Source organism: Streptomyces sp. NPDC006261, from assembly GCF_040613515.1.
GTDB lineage: Bacteria > Actinomycetota > Actinomycetes > Streptomycetales > Streptomycetaceae > Streptomyces.
The window spans coordinates 22828-41071 of the sequence record NZ_JBEXSI010000058.1; the positions used below are offsets into that span (position 1 = coordinate 22828).

15 protein-coding genes and 4 tRNA genes are annotated in these 18244 nt (G+C 71.0%); 9 read left to right on the plus strand and 10 right to left on the minus strand.

The features are described from left to right. Positions 1 to 157 precede the first annotated feature (157 nt). The 5 genes from ABZ154_RS28830 to ABZ154_RS28850 all read right to left on the minus strand — a co-directional run bounded on the left by ABZ154_RS28830 (position 158) and on the right by ABZ154_RS28850 (position 4806). Positions 158 to 2536, minus strand: a complete 2379-nt coding sequence (locus ABZ154_RS28830; RefSeq protein ID WP_356837305.1) for a DEAD/DEAH box helicase — start codon at positions 2534 to 2536, stop codon at positions 158 to 160. 238 nt (positions 2537 to 2774) lie between these two features. Beyond that, a complete protein-coding gene (locus ABZ154_RS28835; protein ID WP_356837306.1) occupies positions 2775 to 3371 on the minus strand; it encodes a hypothetical protein in 597 nt (198 codons plus the stop codon). A gap of 210 nt (positions 3372 to 3581) precedes the next feature. Next, the gene (crcB, locus tag ABZ154_RS28840) at positions 3582 to 3956 is read right to left on the minus strand and encodes a fluoride efflux transporter CrcB (protein WP_356837307.1); all 375 of its coding nucleotides are present in this window, start codon (positions 3954 to 3956) and stop codon (positions 3582 to 3584) included. Beyond that, positions 3953 to 4459 carry a CrcB family protein gene (locus ABZ154_RS28845; protein ID WP_356837308.1) on the minus strand — a complete coding sequence of 169 codons (507 nt, stop codon included), beginning with the start codon at positions 4457 to 4459 and terminating at the stop codon, positions 3953 to 3955. Before ABZ154_RS28845 ends, crcB begins: the two co-directional genes overlap by 4 nt. Beyond that, positions 4456 to 4806: a metallopeptidase family protein gene (locus ABZ154_RS28850; RefSeq protein WP_199863126.1), complete on the minus strand. Its 351-nt coding sequence runs from the start codon at positions 4804 to 4806 to the stop codon at positions 4456 to 4458. The genes ABZ154_RS28845 and ABZ154_RS28850 overlap by 4 nt, the downstream gene beginning before the upstream one ends. 204 nt (positions 4807 to 5010) lie before the next feature. On the opposite strand from ABZ154_RS28850, the gene ABZ154_RS28855 reads away from it, so the two are divergent. The 4 genes from ABZ154_RS28855 to ABZ154_RS28870 all read left to right on the plus strand — a co-directional run bounded on the left by ABZ154_RS28855 (position 5011) and on the right by ABZ154_RS28870 (position 6970). Beyond that, a complete protein-coding gene (locus tag ABZ154_RS28855) occupies positions 5011 to 6609 on the plus strand; it encodes a metallophosphoesterase (protein ID WP_356837309.1) in 1599 nt (532 codons plus the stop codon). Positions 6610 to 6689: 80 nt separating this feature from the next. Next, a tRNA-Glu gene (locus tag ABZ154_RS28860) sits at positions 6690 to 6762 on the plus strand. A 38-nt stretch (positions 6763 to 6800) separates the two neighbouring features. Further along, positions 6801 to 6875 (plus strand) — tRNA-Asp (locus ABZ154_RS28865). Between the two features lie 21 nt (positions 6876 to 6896). Continuing rightward, positions 6897 to 6970 (plus strand) — tRNA-Phe (locus ABZ154_RS28870). 43 nt (positions 6971 to 7013) lie between these two features. Here ABZ154_RS28870 and ABZ154_RS28875 read toward each other — a convergent pair. From ABZ154_RS28875 to ABZ154_RS28885, 3 genes are all read right to left on the minus strand, one after another. Beyond that, positions 7014 to 7868, minus strand: a complete 855-nt coding sequence (locus ABZ154_RS28875; protein WP_356837310.1) for a cytochrome c biogenesis CcdA family protein — start codon at positions 7866 to 7868, stop codon at positions 7014 to 7016. Continuing rightward, positions 7865 to 8644 (minus strand): DsbA family protein, encoded by a 780-nt coding sequence (locus ABZ154_RS28880; RefSeq protein WP_356837311.1) that lies wholly within the window; start codon positions 8642 to 8644, stop codon positions 7865 to 7867. Before ABZ154_RS28880 ends, ABZ154_RS28875 begins: the two co-directional genes overlap by 4 nt. Positions 8645 to 8708: 64 nt before the next feature. Then, the gene (locus ABZ154_RS28885) at positions 8709 to 9149 is read right to left on the minus strand and encodes a hypothetical protein (RefSeq protein ID WP_356837312.1); all 441 of its coding nucleotides are present in this window, start codon (positions 9147 to 9149) and stop codon (positions 8709 to 8711) included. Between the two features lie 191 nt (positions 9150 to 9340). Between ABZ154_RS28885 and hrpA the strand changes: the two genes are divergently transcribed. The 3 genes from hrpA to ABZ154_RS28900 all read left to right on the plus strand — a co-directional run bounded on the left by hrpA (position 9341) and on the right by ABZ154_RS28900 (position 13911). Then, on the plus strand, positions 9341 to 13282 hold the full coding sequence (gene hrpA / locus ABZ154_RS28890; RefSeq protein WP_356837313.1) for an ATP-dependent RNA helicase HrpA: 3942 nt from the start codon (positions 9341 to 9343) through the stop codon (positions 13280 to 13282). A gap of 114 nt (positions 13283 to 13396) precedes the next feature. Next, a tRNA-Asp gene (locus ABZ154_RS28895) sits at positions 13397 to 13471 on the plus strand. A gap of 140 nt (positions 13472 to 13611) precedes the next feature. Further along, positions 13612 to 13911 (plus strand): DUF6274 family protein, encoded by a 300-nt coding sequence (locus ABZ154_RS28900; protein WP_356837314.1) that lies wholly within the window; start codon positions 13612 to 13614, stop codon positions 13909 to 13911. A gap of 625 nt (positions 13912 to 14536) precedes the next feature. Here ABZ154_RS28900 and bldC read toward each other — a convergent pair. Next, positions 14537 to 14743, minus strand: a complete 207-nt coding sequence (gene bldC, locus ABZ154_RS28905) for a developmental transcriptional regulator BldC (protein ID WP_003949541.1) — start codon at positions 14741 to 14743, stop codon at positions 14537 to 14539. A gap of 667 nt (positions 14744 to 15410) precedes the next feature. Further along, positions 15411 to 16274: a hypothetical protein gene (locus tag ABZ154_RS28910; protein ID WP_356837317.1), complete on the minus strand. Its 864-nt coding sequence runs from the start codon at positions 16272 to 16274 to the stop codon at positions 15411 to 15413. Between the two features lie 176 nt (positions 16275 to 16450). Between ABZ154_RS28910 and ABZ154_RS28915 the strand changes: the two genes are divergently transcribed. Next, positions 16451 to 17533 carry a Glu/Leu/Phe/Val dehydrogenase dimerization domain-containing protein gene (locus ABZ154_RS28915; RefSeq protein ID WP_356837315.1) on the plus strand — a complete coding sequence of 361 codons (1083 nt, stop codon included), beginning with the start codon at positions 16451 to 16453 and terminating at the stop codon, positions 17531 to 17533. Between the two features lie 281 nt (positions 17534 to 17814). Further along, positions 17815 to 18072 carry a DUF3073 domain-containing protein gene (locus ABZ154_RS28920; protein WP_007447468.1) on the plus strand — a complete coding sequence of 86 codons (258 nt, stop codon included), beginning with the start codon at positions 17815 to 17817 and terminating at the stop codon, positions 18070 to 18072. The last annotated feature ends 172 nt before the right edge of the window (positions 18073 to 18244 follow it).

The following is an 18244-nucleotide window of genomic DNA, read 5'->3' on the forward strand; positions in this document are numbered from 1 at the left end:
GGCCCTGTCGCGCCCCCGCCCTGTCCGTTTCGCGCCGGTTCACGCCACCGGGAACAGCAACAGGGCCCGTACGTCACCGAGTCGGTTCGGTGGCGTACGGGCCCTGCCGGTCTGTCAGGCGGACCTGCTCAGCCGCTTGTCAGCGGCTGGGCGGTGGTCAGCCGTTGCGCTTCCAGCGCGGCTTGTCGTCGCGGCGGCCGAAGGTGCCGGTGTTGGTGCCGGTGTTGGCGCCGCGGTGGTCGTCACGACGGCCGGTCGGGCGGTCGGTACCACCCGAGCGGAAGCCGCCCGCGGGGCGGTCGTCGCGACGGTCACGGTTGAACGGGCGGTCGCTGCCGCCGGAGCGGAAGCCACCCGAGGGGCGCTCGTCGCGGCGGTCACGGTTGAACGCGGGGCGGTCGTTGTCCCTGCGCTCGAACGGACGGCCACCACGGTCGTCCCGACGGTCGCTGCTGCCACCGGAGCGGAAGCCGCCCGAGGGGCGGTCGCTGCCACCGGAGCGGAAGCCACCCGAGCCACCCGAGGGGCGCTCGTCGCGGCGGTCACGGTTGAACGCGGGGCGGTCGTTGTCCCTGCGCTCGAACGGACGGCCACCACGGTCGTCCCGACGGTCGCTGCTGCCACCGGAGCGGAAGCCGCCCGAGGGGCGCTCGTCGCGGCGGTCGCGGTTGAAGGACGGGCGGTCGTTGTCCCTGCGCTCGAACGGACGGCCACCACGGTCGTCCCGACGGTCGCCACCACCGGAGCGGAAGCCACCGGACGGGCGGTCGTCACGGCGGTCGTTGCCGCCGCGGTAGCCGCCACGGTTGTCACGGCGCTCGTAGTTGCCCCGCTCGTCGCGGCGCTGCTCGTCACGGGCGGCCGGCTGCTCCGGCACGGACACGGCTGCCACGAGGGCTGCCTCGGCCTCGGCGGCCACCTCGGCCACCGCCGCCTCCGGGTCGTCGCCCCGCTCACGCGCGGCACGGGCGACCAGGCGGTCGGCCTCCTCGCGGAGCTCCACGGCGCGGCGCTGGATGCGCTCCAGCTGCTTCGTCAGGTCGGCGGCCTCGCGCTCGGCCTGCTTGGCGGCGTTGTTCGCGGAGTCGGCCTGGACCTCGGTGAGCGAGCGGGCGCCGGTGATCTCGGCGACCTCCGGCTCGAAGACGCCCGCGCCCTGGACGATGTGGCGCGAGGCATCGACGCCCGCGTCCTCCATCAGGCGGAAGATCTGGCGGCGCTGGTGCGGGAGCGCCAGCGAGACGACGACACCGGACTTGCCGGCACGGGCGGTACGGCCCGAGCGGTGCAGGTAGTCCTTGTGGTCGCCGGCCGGGTCCACGTTCAGGACCAGGTCGATGCCGTCGACGTGGATGCCTCGGGCGGCCACGTCGGTCGCGACGAGCGCGTTGACGTAACCCTTCTTGAAGTCCTCCAGGACCCGCGTACGGGCGCCCTGGGTCATGCCGCCGTGCAGCGCGTCGGCCTTCACGCCGGACTCGATGAGCTGCTCGGCGATGCGGTCGGCGCCCAGCTGGGTGCGGACGAAGATGATCGTGCGGCCCTTGCGGGCGGCGATGGCGGACGTGACCGGCGCCTTGTCCTTCGGCTTCACGACGAGGACGTGGTGCGACATGGTCGTGACGTTGCCCTGGGCGCTGTCGACCTCGTGCGTCACCGGGCTGGAGAGGTAGCGCTTGACCAGCGTGCCGATCTCGTTCTCCATGGTGGCGGAGAAGAGCATCCGCTGACCGCCACCGGGGATCTGGTCGAGCAGCTCGGTGACCTCGGGCAGGAAGCCCAGGTCGGACATCTGGTCGGCCTCGTCGAGGACGGCGACCTGGACGTTCTCGAGCGAGCAGGCGCCGCGGTTGATGATGTCGCGCAGACGGCCCGGGGTGGCGACGAGGACGTCGACACCGCGCTCCAGCGCGTAGATCTGGTTGCTCATCGACGTACCGCCGCAGACGACCTTCATCTTGAGGCCGAGCACGTCGCCGTACGGCTGCAGCGCGTCCGCGACCTGCATCGCGAGCTCGCGGGTCGGGGTGAGGATGATGCCGCGCGGCTTCTTCTTCTCGGTGCTGCCACCGGAGAGCGTGGCCAGCAGCGGCAGACCGAAGGAGAGCGTCTTGCCGGAGCCCGTACGGCCGCGGCCGAGGATGTCCTTGCCGGCCAGGGCGTCCGGGATGGTCGCCGCCTGGATCGGGAAGGGGGCGGTCACACCGTTCTGCGCGAGCTTGCGGACGATGCCGTCGGGCAGGCCCAGCGAACCGAAGGTGACGGTCGGCTCGGCGTCGGCGTCAGCCTCGGCCTCGGGAGCCGCGTCAGCCTCGGTCGTCGCCGTGACCTCGGGAGCCGCGTCGGCCTCGACCTGGGCGGAAGCCTCGGGAGCCTTGGCCGGCTTGTCCTCGGTGATGAAGTCGGCGACGGACTTCTCGGCCGCCTTCTCGGCCACCGGAGCCTTCTCGGCTGCGGCGGTGGCGCCGGCGGGGGCCTCGGTCACAGCGGCCTCGACGAGCTCGGTGAGCTCGGCGTTGTCGATGTTCTCGGGCATGACGGTGTGGTCAGAACTGGAAATTGACATGCGAAATGCGAAACCTTCCGGAGTCTCGGCACGCGCCCGTAACTCCGTGATTCGCAATTTCGACCGCCTCAATGCGGTCCAGCCACGGCAAGGGAGAGTACGCGCCACACGGCGCTCTTCTGTGTCGGCGCCGGGCAATGGATCAAACGATCTACTACCATACGCACTCCCGCCCACATTGCGCAACCCGGCCGCTTCGAGCCCCTTGCTACACCGGCCCCACCTGCGGTGATGCCTCCGGCGTCCGCAACGGTCGGCCCTCCTCCGCACCGCCCATCGCCTGCGTCCGCAGCTGCGCGGCGGGCGACGCCGAGGGGGGCGGCTCGGGCGGTTCGGTGGGCTCCGGCTCGGGTTCCGGGTCCGGGTCGGGGGCGGGCGGCGGGGCCGGCGGTTCCGGGACGACCGGCGGCGGCTCCCCCGGTCCCGGCGTGGAGGGCGTCGGCGCCGGCGGATGGCCGGGGCGGGAGGGCTGCGGGGCGCCGGGCTCGGGGCGCGGGCCCTTCGGTGTGGTGGACGGCGCAGCACCGGACGCCTCGGGGCTCGGCGTGCCCCCGGGCTTCTTCCGGTCGGAGTCGGAGTCGCCATCGGCGTCGGAGTGGGTGTGGGCGTCACCGCCGTGGTGCCCGGCGCCACCGGATCCGGCCACCGTCTCACCGTTCGGCTCGACGGCCCGGCCCTTCGAGTCGGAGGAGCCCGAGGGCCCCGGCCTGGCACCGTCGTCGCCGACGCTCATACAGCCGGTGGACGCGGCGATCGTCAGCGCGGTGACGGCTGCCCAACGGGCAGGGGCGGACAGTGTGTGCACGGGTGGCACCTCCGGGGCGAGGAGAGGGGGCGGAGAAGGGGGCGGGGGCCGGGCGGGCTGTACGGCACGGAGCACGCCGTACGCGGTGGCGGTTGCCGTGCCCAACTCCCCGGACCCCGCCGGAGACACGCCCGAAGCGCCGACCGCGCGCCGGACCCGGCCCCCCGGCGCCTCGGCCGGGGCCGGAGACCCGGGCCGCGGGCCCCGCCCCTACCCCCCGAACCCGCCCGCCAGCTCCGCCCCCAGGAACACCGCCCCCAGCCCCACGAGCAGGGACGCCACCACGTTGGCCGCGGCCAGGAAGGCCCGGCCCGTCTCGGCGAGGCGCAGGGTCTCGTAGGAGAACGTCGAGTACGTCGTCAGCGCCCCGCACAGCCCCGCCGCCAGCAGGACGTGCACCTGCGCGGAGACCGCGGCCCCGGTCAGCACCCCGAGGATCAGGCTGCCCGCCGCGTTGGCCGCGAACGTGCCCCAGGGGAAGACGTACGCGACGCCCCGCCCCTGGTGCGCCTGGACCGCCCGGTCCGTCAGATAGCGCAGGGGCGCGCCCACCGCGCCGCCGACCACCACCAGCAGCCAGTTCACACGGACCGCCCCCTGCCACGCGCGGGCCCGCGTTCCCCGTCCCGTACTCCCGCTCCCCGGACGCCCCGGTCCAGCAGACGCCGCGTCACCACCGCCCCGGCCCACACGGCCGCCAGCGCCGCCACGACCGTCGCCGCCATGTACGCCAGCGCCGTGAGGAGTTCCTGACGCACCAGCAGGCCGGACACATCGGCCGCGTACGTCGAGAACGTCGTGAACCCGCCGAGCACGCCGACCCCGAGGAAGGGCCGGACCAGCGGGTGGGCCACCCGGCCCCGCTCGACGGTCAGCACCATCAGGACCCCGATCAGGGCGCAGCCGCTCACATTGACGACGGACACCGTCCACGGGAACCCGCCCTCGGCGGCCGGCCAGAGCACCAGGGCCCCGTACCGCGCGACAGCGCCCAGCGCGCCGCCCGCCGCGACCGCGCCCAGCACCCGGGCCTGCGGGGCGGCGGGCGGTCCCGGCGTCGGCGGCTCCACCGGCAGCGCGTCGCTCACCCGTAACCCAGGGCGTGCAGCCGTTCGTCGTCGATGCCGAAGTGGTGGGCGATCTCATGGACCACGGTGATCTCGGTCTCGGCCACGACGTCCTCGTGCGACTCGCACATCCGCAGCGTCGGGCCGCGGTAGATGGTGATCCGGTCCGGCAGCACCCCGGCGTACCACTCCCCCCGGTCGGTGAGCGGCGTGCCCTCGTAGAGCCCGAGCAGGTCGGGGTCGCCGGGCTCCGGTTCGTCCTCGACGAAGACCGCCACGTTGTCCATCAGCCGCATCAGCTCCGGCGGAATCCGGTCAAGTGCCTGGCTCACCAGCTCTTCGAACTGCTCCCGCGTCATCTCCAGCACCCCGCCATTGTCACGTACCGGGGCCCGCCACGGGCAGGTGGCGGCCGCCACCGATCCGCTTGACGGCCGGGGCCTGGTCCACTCCACGGCCGAGGCCGGAAAACCACTTCGCGGCCGAGGCCCGAGCCACTTCACACCGCCGCCTGATCCACTCCGCTGCCGGCACCCCGCATGGGCGGAGCCGTACCAGGGCATACGCGCCCAATGGTCCGCGCCCCGTTCCGTGCCGCTGCCGATCGCGTCCGGCACCGCCTCACCCGGTTCACCCGCCCGAAGTCCGCCGCCCGCACCCGCTCTCGTACCCCCGGCGACCTGACGGGCGGCCCGGCCCCGAAGCCCTACGTACGCGCCCTCGGCATGCTCGCCGTCGTCGTGCTCGGGGCCTGGCTCGGGCTGCTCGCCGTGGGGTCCATCCGGACGCCGGTCGGCCCCATGGACACCAACATGACCCTGCGCCCGTCCCTCACCGGCGGCAGCAAGATCAACGTGTCCCCGCTCGGTGCCCTGGAGCTGGACTCGCACACCGCCCCGCTCCGCCTCGACGTGGACGTGGACCGCCTCGACCCCGTGCGCTCCCAGGCCCTGGTGGACCAGCCGGAACGGTTCTCCGGCCTTCAGGACGAGGTCACCCGGGACGTCGCCGCCGGCACCCGGGAGCTGGCCGTGCGCTCCTGCGTCGCCGTGATCTCCGGGGCGACCGCGCTCGGCCTCGTCGTCTACCGCCGCCCGCGCCGGGCCCTGGCCGCCGGCGGGCTCGCCCTCACCCTGCTGGCCGCGTCCGGCGTCAGCGCGTACGCGACCTGGAACCCGAAGTCCGTCCTGGAGCCCAAGTTCTCCGGGCTGCTCTCCAGCGCCCCGTCCCTCGTCGGCGACGCCCGGTCGATCGTCACCGAGTTCGACATCTACCAGCAGGAGCTGGCGCGCCTGGTCACCAACGTCACCCGGCTGTACGACGCCACCTCCACGCTCCCCGTCTACCAGCCGGACCCCGGGACCATCCGCGCCCTGCACGTCTCCGACATCCATCTGAACCCGGCGGCCTGGCACATCATCGCCTCGCTGGTGAAGCAGTACGAGATCGACGTGATCATCGATTCCGGCGACACGATGGACCACGGCTCGGCCGCCGAGAACGGCTTCCTCGACCCGATCCGCGACCTCGGGGCGCCGTACGTCTGGGTGCGCGGCAACCACGACTCCAAGGTCACGCAGGCGTACCTGGAGAGGTTCCGGAACGTACGCGTCCTGGACAACGGCCGGACCGTGAACGTGGCCGGACTCCGGATTGCGGGCACCGGCGACGCCTCGTTCACCCCGGACCGCACCAAGCCGGTCGGCGGCAAGGCGGCCGCGGAGCTGGAAGGCATGCGTCTGGCGTCCGCTCTCCGCGACCAGGAACAGGCCGGCACCCCGGTCGACATCGCGGTCGCCCACGACCCGAACACCGCCCGGCAGACCGACGGCACCGTCCCCCTCGTCCTCGCGGGCCACCTCCACAACCGGATCAACGAACAGCTCAAGCTCGGTACGCGGCTCAAGGTCGAGGGCTCCACGGGCGGCGGCGGGCTGCGCGCGGTGCAGAACGACAAGCCCGAGAAGGTGCGTGCCTCGGTGCTCTACCTGGACCGCTCGACCCGCCGTCTCCAGGCCTGGGACGAGATCACGCTCGGCGGTCTCGGACTGACGACCGCCGAGGTCAGCCGCCATCTGCCGGAGGAGAACCTGAAGAAGGACGCACCCGTATCGCCCTCTCCGACGCCCTCCCCGGCGGGCTCTCCGACGCGGCCGACGCCCTCGCCGTAAACCGTTTTGGCGATAGCTCCACCCATCCCATATGCTTCTCACGTCCCCGACGCGCTGCAAAGCGAACAGGCGGGCCAATAGCCCTCATCGTCTAGTGGCCCAGGACGCCGCCCTTTCAAGGCGGTAGCACGGGTTCGAATCCCGTTGGGGGCACGTTTCACCGTGTGCGAGACTTGTTTCGCACATTGCTTGGTCCTGTGGAGCAGTTTGGAGTGCTCGCCACCCTGTCAAGGTGGAGGCCGCGGGTTCAAATCCCGTCAGGACCGCTGCAGCCCCAGCGGCTGCGTGGCTGGGTAGCTCAGTTGGTACGAGCGATCGCCTGAAAAGCGATAGGTCGCCGGTTCGATCCCGGCCCCAGCCACCTCTCGAAGGCCCCGTCCTCAAGGACGGGGCCTTCGCCGTTCTCACACCTTCTCGGTCTCCCTGGCCTCCCCTGCGGTGTCGCGTCGCCGCCAGGTCCGTACGCCGAGAGCCAGCAGCACCACCAGCACCACGCCCCCCAGCAGCACCGCGTCCGACACGCGCTCGCCCAGCTTCTGCGCCCACTGCTCCACCGCGAACGAGGCGTCGACCCCGAGCAAGCCCGGCAGCGCGGTCGTCCCGTCGTAGACGAGGAAGAGCGCGCCCAGGCCGATGAAGAACAGGCCCGACAGCAGCGACGTGGTGTGCAGCTCGAACCGGCCGAGCCGGACGGTCCTGCCGCGCAGCCAGGTGCGGCGGCCGAGGTCGAACCGCTCCCAGAGCAGGGCGAGCACGAAGAGCGGTACGGCCATCCCGAGCGCGTAGACCGCCAGCAGCAGCCCGCCGTAGACCGGGCTGCCGCTGACCGCCGCCACGGTCAGGACGCTGCCGAGGATCGGACCCGCGCAGAAGCCCGCGAGGCCGTAGACCGCGCCCAGGGCGTAGACGGAGAACGCGGTGGTCGGGCGGATCCGGCCGCTGAGCGCGGCGATGCGCCGGGAGGCGAAGCCGAGGCCGATGACCTGCGCGACGCCGAGCCCGATGATCAGCCAGCCCGCGCCCGTGACCAGGGCGTCGCGGTGCCCGTAGAAGAGCCGGCCGGCGTACGAACCGGCGGCGCCGAGCGGGACGAGGGTGGTGGCGAGCCCGGCGTAGAAGATGCCGGTACGGGCGAGCAGGCGCGAGGTGGAGTCGATGGAGTACGCGAAGAAGGCCGGCAGCAGCAGCGCGCTGCACGGGCTGACCAGCGCGAGCAGTCCGCCGAGGAAGGCCGCGAAGTAGCCGATGTCCGCGGTCACTTGGCGGAGTCCCCGGTGCTGCCTGCCCCAGCCGTGGTCTTCGCCTGTTCGGCGGCCGCCTCGATCGCCCGCGTGAACGTCTCCTTCGGCTGGGCCCCCGCGATCGGGCGGCCGTTGATCAGGAACGACGGGGTGGACGTGGCGCCGATCCCGTATGCCTGCTCCTGGTCCTTCGCGACGGCCGCGCGGGCGTCCGGGCCGTCCAGGTCCTTCATGAACCGGGCCAGGTCCTTGACCCCGGCCTCCTGCGCGAGGGCCTTGACCCGGCCCTTGGCGAACCCCTTCTCCTTCGCCCCTTCGGCGTAGGCGGCCGCGTGGAACTCCCAGAAGCGGCCCTGCCGGCCGGCGGCCCAGGCTCCGCGTGCGGCGTTCTCGGACTCCTCGCCGAAGATCGGGAAGTTGCGCCACTCGATGCGCAGGGTCCCGTCCTGCACGTACTCCTTGATCAGCTCGGGCTCGGTGTCCCGGGCGAACTTGCCGCAGTAGCCGCACTTGAAGTCGGCGTACTCGATCAGGACGACGGGCGCGTCGGCGCGGCCGACCGCCAGCTTGTCGCCGGCGTCGCGGCGGGCCAGCTTCGCGAGCTCGGGATAGATGCCCGCCCGCGGGTCGGCGGAGACCTCGGCGGCGGGGGTGGTGGAGGTGCCGGTGGAGGAGTTGCCGGGGGCGGTGGCCTTGTAGGAGGCGAATCCGAGGAGGCCGGCGGCGACGACGATCACGGCGCCGTAGACGAAGGGCTTGCGGGAGGAGGGCTTGGTGTTCCTGGGCGTGGGCATGCGGCACTCCGTGCTGGTGGTGCGGAAGGAGAAAGGAGGGTCTGGGCAGCGGTGGGGAGCCGGCCTACACCCTCAGCACGGAGAGCTCGACGGGGGTCGGTGTGGCCGGCACCGGGGCCCTGACCCGTATCCCCGGCGGCGGTTCGGCCGCCGGGGCGCCCGTCGCGGCGGGCAGCCCCCACGGCGCGAGGCCGGGGGCCTGGTCGTACGCGGCGCGGGCCCGGGCCGGGACGGCGGGCTCGCCGTCGTGGTCGCCGGGCTCCCGGCAGCCGGGGACCGGGGTGCCTGCGTCGAACGCCTCCACGAGGGGGGCGGGGGCGGACTCGGCGACAGGCACCGTCACGGCTTCCGCGACAGGCACCGTCACGGCTTTCCCAACAGTGACCGCGACAGCCTCAGAAGGTGACGCGTCGGCAAAGGAAGGAGCCGCGCCCACCGGCCCGCACAGCAGCCCCATCACGACCGCGAGCAGCGCCGTCAGGCAGCACCACTGCGTACGGGACACGGGGGCGGACCTTTCTCGCAGCGGCACGAGGGCACAAGGGGCTGAGCGTTCGGCTGCCCGAAATGGTACGTGCCGTGACCGCGCTCGCCGCATCGGTCACCGCCGCTCGTGCCCCCGCTCCCACGGCGTGACGCAGTCCGCGCGAAATGAGGTCGCCACTCCTCGCGCCCGGGTGAGATCCTGGGATCCGTATGTCTACTTCTTTCGCCGATCTCCAGTCCCAGCTCGGACAGCTCTCGCTCCGTGACGCGAACCGGCTCGGCCGGCGCCTCGAAGGAGCGCGCCGCATCCGCAAGCCCGAGGCCCGCCAGTCCGTGCTGGACGAGATCGCGGCCGAGGCGGGCAAGGCGGCCGAACGGCTCGCCACGCGCGCGGCCCGGCTGCCGGCCCTGTCGTACCCGGAAGAGCTGCCGGTCAGCCAGAAGAAGGACGAGATCCTGGAGGCGATACGCGACCACCAGGTCGTGATCGTCGCCGGTGAGACGGGGTCCGGGAAGACCACGCAGATCCCCAAGATCTGTATGGAGCTCGGGCGTGGCGTCCGGGGCATGATCGGACACACCCAGCCCCGCCGGATCGCCGCCCGCACGGTCGCGGAGCGGGTCGCGGACGAGCTGAAGACGCCGCTGGGTGAGACCGTCGGCTGGAAGGTCCGCTTCACCGATCAGGTGAACCCGGAGTCGACGTATCTGAAACTGATGACCGACGGCATCCTGCTCGCCGAGATCCAGACGGACCGCGAGCTGCTGGCGTACGACACGATCATCATCGACGAGGCCCACGAGCGGTCCCTGAACATCGACTTCCTGCTCGGTTATCTGGCCCGGCTGCTGCCGAAGCGCCCGGACCTCAAGGTCGTCATCACCTCGGCGACCATCGACCCGGAGCGGTTCGCACGCCACTTCGGCGAGGCGCCGATCGTGGAGGTCAGCGGGCGGACGTACCCGGTGGAGGTGCGGTACCGGCCCCTACTGGAGGGGGCCGACGAAGACACGGCGGACTCCGACCGCGACCAGATCACCGCGATCTGCGACGCTGTCGACGAGCTGAGCCACGAGGCCCCGGGTGACGTGCTGGTCTTCCTCTCCGGTGAGCGCGAGATCCGGGACACGGCGGACGCGCTGAACAAGCGCAACCTCAGGCACACCGAGGTGCTCCCCCTCTACGCGCGCCTCTCGCACGCCGAGCAGCACCGCGTGTTCCAGCGCCACACGGGACGCCGCATCGTCCTCGCGACGAACGTCGCCGAGACCTCGCTGACCGTCCCCGGCATCAAGTACGTGATCGACCCGGGCAACGCCCGCATCTCCCGCTACAGCCACCGCACCAAGGTCCAGCGGCTGCCGATCGAGCGGATCTCCCAGGCCAGCGCCAACCAGCGCAAGGGCCGCTGCGGCCGTACGTCGGACGGCATCTGCATCCGGCTGTTCTCCGAGGACGACTTCCTCACCCGGCCGGAGTTCACCGACCCGGAGATCCTGCGGACCAACCTGGCCTCCGTCATCCTCCAGATGACCGCCGCCGGGCTCGGCGACATCGAGAAGTTCCCCTTCATCGACCCGCCGGACCACCGCAACATCCGCGACGGCGTGCAGCTCCTCCAGGAGCTGGGGGCCCTCGACCCGGGTGAGAAGGATCCGAAGAAGCGCCTCACCCCCCTCGGCCGCAAGCTCTCCCAGCTGCCCGTCGACCCGCGTCTGGCCCGGATGGTCATCGAGGCCGACAAGAACGGCTGCGCCCGCGAGGTCATGGTCATCGCCGCCGCGCTCTCCATCCAGGATCCGCGCGAGCGGCCACAGGAGAAGCAGACGCAGGCCGACCAGAACCACGCCCGGTTCAAGGACGAGACGTCCGACTTCCTGGCGTACCTGAATCTGTGGGCCTACGTCCGCGAGCAGCAGAAGGAGCGTGGCTCGTCCTCGTTCCGCCGGATGTGCAAGCAGGAGTATCTGAACTTCCTGCGCATCCGCGAATGGCAGGACATCTACGCGCAGCTGCGTACGGTCGCGAAGCAGATGGGCATCGTCGTCGAGGAGCCCAAGGCCGAGGCGTCCGTCCCCGAGCAGGCGGTACACACCTCGCTGCTGGCCGGGCTGCTGTCGCACATCGGGCTGAAGGACACCGAGAAGAACGAGTACGTGGGCGCGCGCAACGCCAAGTTCGCGATCTTCCCGGGGTCGGCGCTGTTCAAGAAGCAGCCGCGGTTCGTGATGTCGGCGGAGCTGGTGGAGACCTCCCGCCTCTGGGCGCGGGTCAACGCCAAGGTCGAGCCCGAGTGGATCGAACCGCTGGCCCAGCATCTGCTGAAGCGCACCTACAGCGAGCCACACTGGGAGAAGGACCAGGCCGCGGTGATGGCGTACGAGCGGGTCACGCTCTACGGGGTGCCGATCGTCGCTCAGCGCAAGGTCAATTTCGGTCGTATCGACCAGGAGGCCTCGCGGGATCTGTTCATCCGCAACGCCCTGGTCGAGGGCGACTGGCGCACCCATCACCAGTTCTTCCACGACAACCGCAAACTCCTCGGCGAGGTCGAGGAGTTGGAGCACCGGGCGCGACGCCGCGACATCCTCGTGGACGACGAGACGCTCTTCGACTTCTACGACCAGCGCATTCCGGAACACATCGTCTCCGGGGCGCACTTCGACTCCTGGTGGAAGAACAAGAAGCGCGAGGAGCCGGACGCCCTCGACTTCGAGCGCTCCATGCTGATCAACGAGAAGGCCGGGGCCGTCACCAAGGACGACTACCCGGACTCCTGGCGGCAGGGGAAGCTCAAGTTCAAGGTGACGTACCAGTTCGAGCCCGGCGCGGACGCGGACGGGGTGACCGTCCACATCCCGCTCCAGGTGCTCAACCAGGTCACGTCCGAGGGCTTCGACTGGCAGATCCCGGGGCTGCGCGAGGAGGTCGTCACCGAGCTGATCCGCTCGCTGCCGAAGCCGATCCGCCGGCACTACGTGCCCGCGCCGAACTACGCGGACAAGTTCCTGGACCGGGCGGTTCCGCTCCAGGAGCCGCTGCCGTTCACCCTGGCGCGGGAGCTCCAGCGGATGGTCGGCGTGCCGGTCACGGCGGACGACTTCGACCTCTCCCGCGTTCCGGACCACTTGAAGATCACGTTCCGGATCGTCGACGAACGGCGCCGCAAGGTGGCCGAGGACAAGGACCTGGAGGCGCTGAAGCTCCAGCTGCGCCCGAAGGCCCGCCAGGCGCTCTCCAAGGCCGCTGCGGCGACCGCAGGGCCCTCCGGCGAATCCATCGAGCGGTCGGGCCTCACGGACTGGACGATCGGCACGCTGAACAAGGTCTTCGAGACGCGGCGGGCCGGGCAGCCGGTGAAGGCGTACCCGGCCCTCGTCGACCAGGGCGACACCGTCGCCGTACGCCTCTTCGACACCGCGGCCGAGCAGCAGCAGGCGATGTGGCGCGGGACCCGGAAGCTGATCCTGCTGAACATCCCGGTCAACCCGGCGAAGTTCGCCTCGGACCGGCTCACCAACCAGCAGAAGCTCGCGCTCTCCCGCAATCCGCACGGCTCGGTCCAGGCCCTCTTCGAGGACTGCGCCACCGCCGCCGCCGACCGGCTGATCGCCGCGCACGGCGGGCCGGCATGGGACGAGAAGGCCTTCCGGACGCTGTACGACAAGGTGCGCGCCGATCTGGTGGACCTGACCGTCCGCACGATCGACCAGGTGCAGCAGATCCTGGCCGCCTGGCAGGCGTGCGAGCGGCGGCTGAAGTCGACGAACAGCCTGACGCTGGTCGCCAACGTCACCGACGTACGGGAGCAGCTGGCCCGTCTCGTACCGCCCGGTTTCGTTACGGCCACCGGGCTGCGCCGGCTGCCCGACCTGATGCGGTACCTCGTGGCGGCCGACCGCCGGCTCCAGCAGATGCCGACGGCCGTCCAGCGGGACACCACGCGGATGGCCAAGGTCCACGAGATGCAGGACGAGTACGCGTGGCTGCTCGAACAGCTCCCGCAGGGGCGGCCGGTGGGGCAGGAGGTGCTGGACGTCCGCTGGATGATCGAGGAGCTGCGCGTCAGCTACTTCGCGCACGCGCTGGGCACGGCGTTCCCCGTCTCGGACAAGCGGATCGTGAAGGCGATCGACGCTCTGGCGCCCTGAAACAGGGGTGGCGAGGCGGTGACGGTGTCACCACCAGGAGTGAAGTCGACCTGGGCCTCCCACCTCCTGTACAGTCTGGTTTCGCAGCAAGCCGCAAGGCAGCAGCGAAAACCTGGTCCTGTGGAGCAGTTTGGAGTGCTCGCCACCCTGTCAAGGTGGAGGCCGCGGGTTCAAATCCCGTCAGGACCGCAGTGACGAAAGCCCGGATCATTTTGATCCGGGCTTTCGTGCGTCTTGACGGCGCCTTCCGCCCCAGGTACCCCGTAGAGACGAGGCTGCCCCTGTTTCCCTCGGCGAGGGGCGGCCGGGTCCACCGGGAGGTGGCTCGCATGTCCGCGCCCACAGCACGACACGAGACCCGCGCACTGCTCCGCGCCCATCTGGCGGCCGCCTACGGCTACGGACACGTCACCCGCCACTGCCCGGTCTGCCACCGGCTGCTGCGCCTCGCCATGGAGCCGGGAGACGGCGGACGGGACGGCGGCAGGGAGGCGCGGGAGCCCGGCGCGGCTCCAGGGCCCCCGGACGAGCCGCAGAAGTCCGGGAACCGGGCCGGAAGCCCCGCGGACCCGGACAGCACCGCCGTCCCCCTCGAAGGAGACGAGGACGAAAGGCCCGTCGCTCCATGACCATCGGCCGGATGTTTCCACGTCCGCACAGTGGCAGGCTCGGAGTTGGCAAGCATCAGGTGGTGTGACGGGTGTCACCGAAAGAGTTTTCAGACCGCGGCACTTTACCCCTCCCTTACAACTGGCGAATTTAATATGTGCAATTGCACCAGGTCGGCCCTTCGGCCGGACCGTTCCGTCCGGGGCTGTCCCACCGAGTCCGGGACGCTCGACCACACTCCCGCACAGACCCGCCCACAGACCCACGAACGGCGCCGGGACGGACGGCCGGGCAGCCTGCCGACCGGCCCACGGGACGCCCGGAAGCCGACCGACCACCCGGTTATCGCTCACCAGTTCCCGGCCCCCCGCAGGGTGTGAGAGGGGCGTACGGGGGCACGAGAGGCGTCGGTGGAGCGGTACCGGCCCAGAAGGGCCCCGAGAACGGCCCGGGGCACAAAAAGATCGCGCTGGACCCGGCGGAGTCCAGCGCGATCGAGAACGACGCACCCGTACACAGGTATGACGCCCGTTGGGGCAGGCGTCCGTCGAGTGGAGCTATGTATGGGCGGCCTGGGGTTGGGGGACCTGGCGGCTGCCCGGTTGTGATGCTGTTGCTGCTGCTGAGCTGCGGGGCAGGGGTGTGTCAGGCCTCGCTGCGCTGCTGCGGAATACCCGCAAGCAGTGCGCGGACCTCTGCCTCGCGGTACCGGCGGTGTCCACCGAGCGTGCGGATGGACGTGAGCTTGCCAGCCTTGGCCCAACGGGTGACCGTCTTCGGGTCCACGCGGAACATCGTGGCAACCTCAGCCGGGGTCAGCAGCGGCTCGGCATCAGGGGTGCGAGCGGTCATGAGCGGCCTCCTCGGGAGAACCGAACCTTCTCGGTTCTTTCCTCTAAATTCTGCACCTTGACCCGCGTTGCCCGAAATGGCGGACGCGGGCCGAGTCGGTTATAGGACGAACGGCTTGTCCTCGGCACTACAACTACACCATCCGTCCAGCCGCGTCGGCCAAACCGATGGAATTGCCCTCCCAGGTGTTCATCAGCGACGGAAGCCGATGGACCATGCCATAGCGGACAGTCACACCACCGTGACGATCAGTCACAGAGCGATCAGGAGTCCTCAGACCCCCCATAGCGTGCAATGCTGAGCATTCCGCCCTTACTTGGACAGAAGGAGCCCTCCCCGGACTCCTTGTCCTATTTTGGCACGAGGAGCAGGGATGAGCGCAAGGGCCCCGTTAGTGCTATCCATCACGCTTGAGGCAAAGGCCCGGTTCGGGACGTAGGTCCTGGGTCAGAAGGCGCACTTCCCCGCCTCACCCACCCCACGTGTCCCACGGGGCGCAGGTTCACGGCCCGTCAGTTCCCCTTCACGGCCCCCGCTCAGGCGCTCCGGCCGACTCACTCGCCGGGCTGCTGTTTCTCCTCCTTCCCGCCCGCTCGCGCTTCCGGTCCGTCCTGGATGAAGGATGCCCCGGTTCCGTCATGTTGATGCCGCTGTGGGTCTTTTCACGTCAATTGGTGAACTGGCGATCCCGCACTGCCCGCCAACGCTCCGCGAGGCGCGCGTACGCCTCCCCGGCGCCCTCGCTGTCGCCGTTCCCCAGCGCGGCGAGCCCCTCCGCCACATCTGCTGCCGACCGGTCCCCGGCGAGCTGCTCGGCCGGGAGGGCGTGCACCAGGCCCCCGTAGTCCAGCTCCACGAGCGAGTGCGGATGGAACTCCTCCAGCCAGCGCCCCACGTCCACCAGGCCCTCGACGAGGGGCCCGTCGGAGACGTTCTCGCGCAGGGTGCGCAGCGCCCGGGCGAGCCGGCGCCGGGCCTCCACCATCGGCGTCCGGTAGCGCAGCACCGGCTCCCCGCCCTCGCCGTCGCCCGCCGCGTACTCCCGCTCCTCGTCCCGGAAAAGGACGAACCACCGCACCGGGACCTGCCACACCGTCGTACGGATCCACGGCCGCGCGTCCGGGTTCCGGCGCTGCCAGCGCTCGTGGTCCGCCCGTGCCTGACCCCGCACCACCTCGGGCAGCAGGGTGTCCAGCACGTTGGCCGGAAACATCCCCCCCTGCCCGCCCGTCCCCTCCAGCTCCTCCAGCGCGAGCCACCCCCGCAGCCGGGTCCGCCACGGGCAGACGCACACCACCCCGTCCAGCTCCGCCACGAACGCGTCGCCGCTCTCGTGCACGGGCACCCCGACCGGCGGGGTCGGCACCAGGTCGGCCAGCGAGCGGCGCAGTTCGTCCTGGGCGGTCGGCAGCACCGGGCGCTGCGCGTAACGGGCCCAGTGACCGCGCTCGGGCTCCGCGAAGGCGGCGAGCGGTTCGTACACCCGGAGGTAGGACGTGTAAGGGACGACCACTGAAGACACCACCGACATGCAGCGCATCGTGCCACGCGCGTACACCCCCATGGGGTGATCCTCGGCACGGGGGCAGATCCGCGCCGCCGGAGGACTTACGCTCTTGCTCATCGGACCGGCCGTGCCGGTCGGTCCGGGGTCCTCCCCACCCCTAGGAGGGCCTCCCCGCCGCTTCGTACTTGGGAGTCACCACAGTGACCGATGTGACTGACGGCGTCCTGCACACCCTGTTCCACTCGGATCAGGGGGGCCACGAGCAAGTCGTGATCTGCCAGGACCGTGCCACCGGCCTCAAGGCCGTCATCGCCCTCCACTCCACCGCCCTCGGCCCCGGCCTCGGCGGTACCCGCTTCTACCCGTACGTGACCGAGGCCGAGGCCATCGCCGACGCGCTGAACCTGTCGCGCGGAATGTCGTACAAGAACGCCCTCGCCGGGCTCGACCACGGTGGCGGCAAGGCCGTCATCATCGGCGACCCGGAGAAGATCAAGACGGACGAACTCCTCCTGGCCTACGGCCGGTTCGTCGCCTCGCTCGGCGGCCGCTACGTCACCGCCTGCGACGTCGGCACCTACGTCGCCGACATGGACGTAGTCGCCCGGGAGTGCCGCTGGACCACCGGCCGCTCCCCCGAGAACGGCGGCGCCGGCGACTCCTCCGTCCTCACCGCGTTCGGCGTCTTCCAGGGCATGCGGGCCTCGGCCCAGCACCTGTGGGGCGACCCGACGCTGCGCGGCCGCAAGGTCGGCGTCGCCGGGGTCGGCAAGGTGGGGCACCACCTCGTCGAGCACCTGCTCTCCGACGGGGCCGAGGTCGTGATCACCGATGTCCGCGAGGAGTCGGTGCGCCGCATCACCGACCTGCACCCCGAGGTCACCGTGGTGGCCGACACCGAGACCCTGATCCGCACCGAGGGCCTCGACGTCTACGCGCCCTGCGCGCTCGGCGGCGCCCTGAACGACGAGACCGTGCCGGTGCTCACGGCGAAGGTGGTCTGCGGCGCGGCCAACAACCAGCTGGCCCACCCGGGCGTCGAGAAGGACCTGGCCGACCGGTCGGTTCTCTACGCCCCCGACTACGTGGTCAACGCCGGCGGCGTGATCCAGGTCGCCGACGAGCTGAACGGGTTCGACTTCGACCGGTGCAAGGCCAAGGCCACGAAGATCTTCGACACCACGCTGGAAATATTCGCACGTGCGAAGACGGATGGGATTCCGCCCGCCGCGGCGGCCGACCGGATCGCCGAGCAGCGGATGGCCGAGGCGCGCGGCCGCTGACGCGCACGCGTACGACCCGCCGACCGGCAGGAGACAAGACTCACGCCGGTCGGCGGGTCGTACGCTCAGAAGAGGTTAAAATCGCAGTTGACCAGCGGGGACGGGGCTCCTCACTGGCCCTGCACCGGGGCGCAAGACGCGGGCGGCGTACCGTATGGCCACGGAAGCAGGTACCGTTAAAGCCCTACGGGCGCGGTCTCTCTGTCGAGAGTCCGTCCTGAAACATGAACGCGTGTCAAGACTCTGGGGCCGTCGAGCCCCGTCACCGAGGGGGTCGAGCCATGGGGCGCGGCCGGGCAAAGGCCAAGCAGACCAAGGTCGCCCGCCAGCTGAAGTACAGCAGCGGCGGGACGGACCTGTCGCGTCTGGCCAATGAGCTGGGCGCATCGCCTTCGAGTCAGCCACCGAACGCCGAGCCGTTCGAGGATGACGACGAGGAAGATGACCCGTACGCACAGTACGCGGATCGCTACAACCAGGACGATGACGAGGATCAGGACGATCAGTCCGGTCCGTCGTCACAGCGCCGCGGCGCTTGACCTCGCGCTGACACATCAACCCGGTCCGGGCCTGCCCCGGGCCGGGTTCTGTGTGTCCTGACCCGGTCCCGCTGCGCCCTGGTCCATGGCTGGCGCGGGGCGGCGGTGTTCGCGGCGCTCCAGGTGGTGATCGTCTTAGGCGTGTACACGAGTGTCCCGAAGCTGGAGGCGG

Coding starts and splice junctions, on each gene's coding strand:
- ABZ154_RS28910 (WP_356837317.1), bottom strand. CDS start 16,274: ATGTCGGTGGTGTCTTCAGTGGTCGTCCCTTACACGTCCTACCTCCGG.
- hrpA (WP_356837313.1), top strand. CDS start 9,341: ATGTCTACTTCTTTCGCCGATCTCCAGTCCCAGCTCGGACAGCTCTCG.
- ABZ154_RS28880 (WP_356837311.1), bottom strand. CDS start 8,644: ATGCCCACGCCCAGGAACACCAAGCCCTCCTCCCGCAAGCCCTTCGTC.
- ABZ154_RS28855 (WP_356837309.1), top strand. CDS start 5,011: ATGGTCCGCGCCCCGTTCCGTGCCGCTGCCGATCGCGTCCGGCACCGC.
- ABZ154_RS28900 (WP_356837314.1), top strand. CDS start 13,612: ATGTCCGCGCCCACAGCACGACACGAGACCCGCGCACTGCTCCGCGCC.
- ABZ154_RS28920 (WP_007447468.1), top strand. CDS start 17,815: ATGGGGCGCGGCCGGGCAAAGGCCAAGCAGACCAAGGTCGCCCGCCAG.
- bldC (WP_003949541.1), bottom strand. CDS start 14,743: ATGACCGCTCGCACCCCTGATGCCGAGCCGCTGCTGACCCCGGCTGAG.
- ABZ154_RS28830 (WP_356837305.1), bottom strand. CDS start 2,536: ATGCCCGAGAACATCGACAACGCCGAGCTCACCGAGCTCGTCGAGGCC.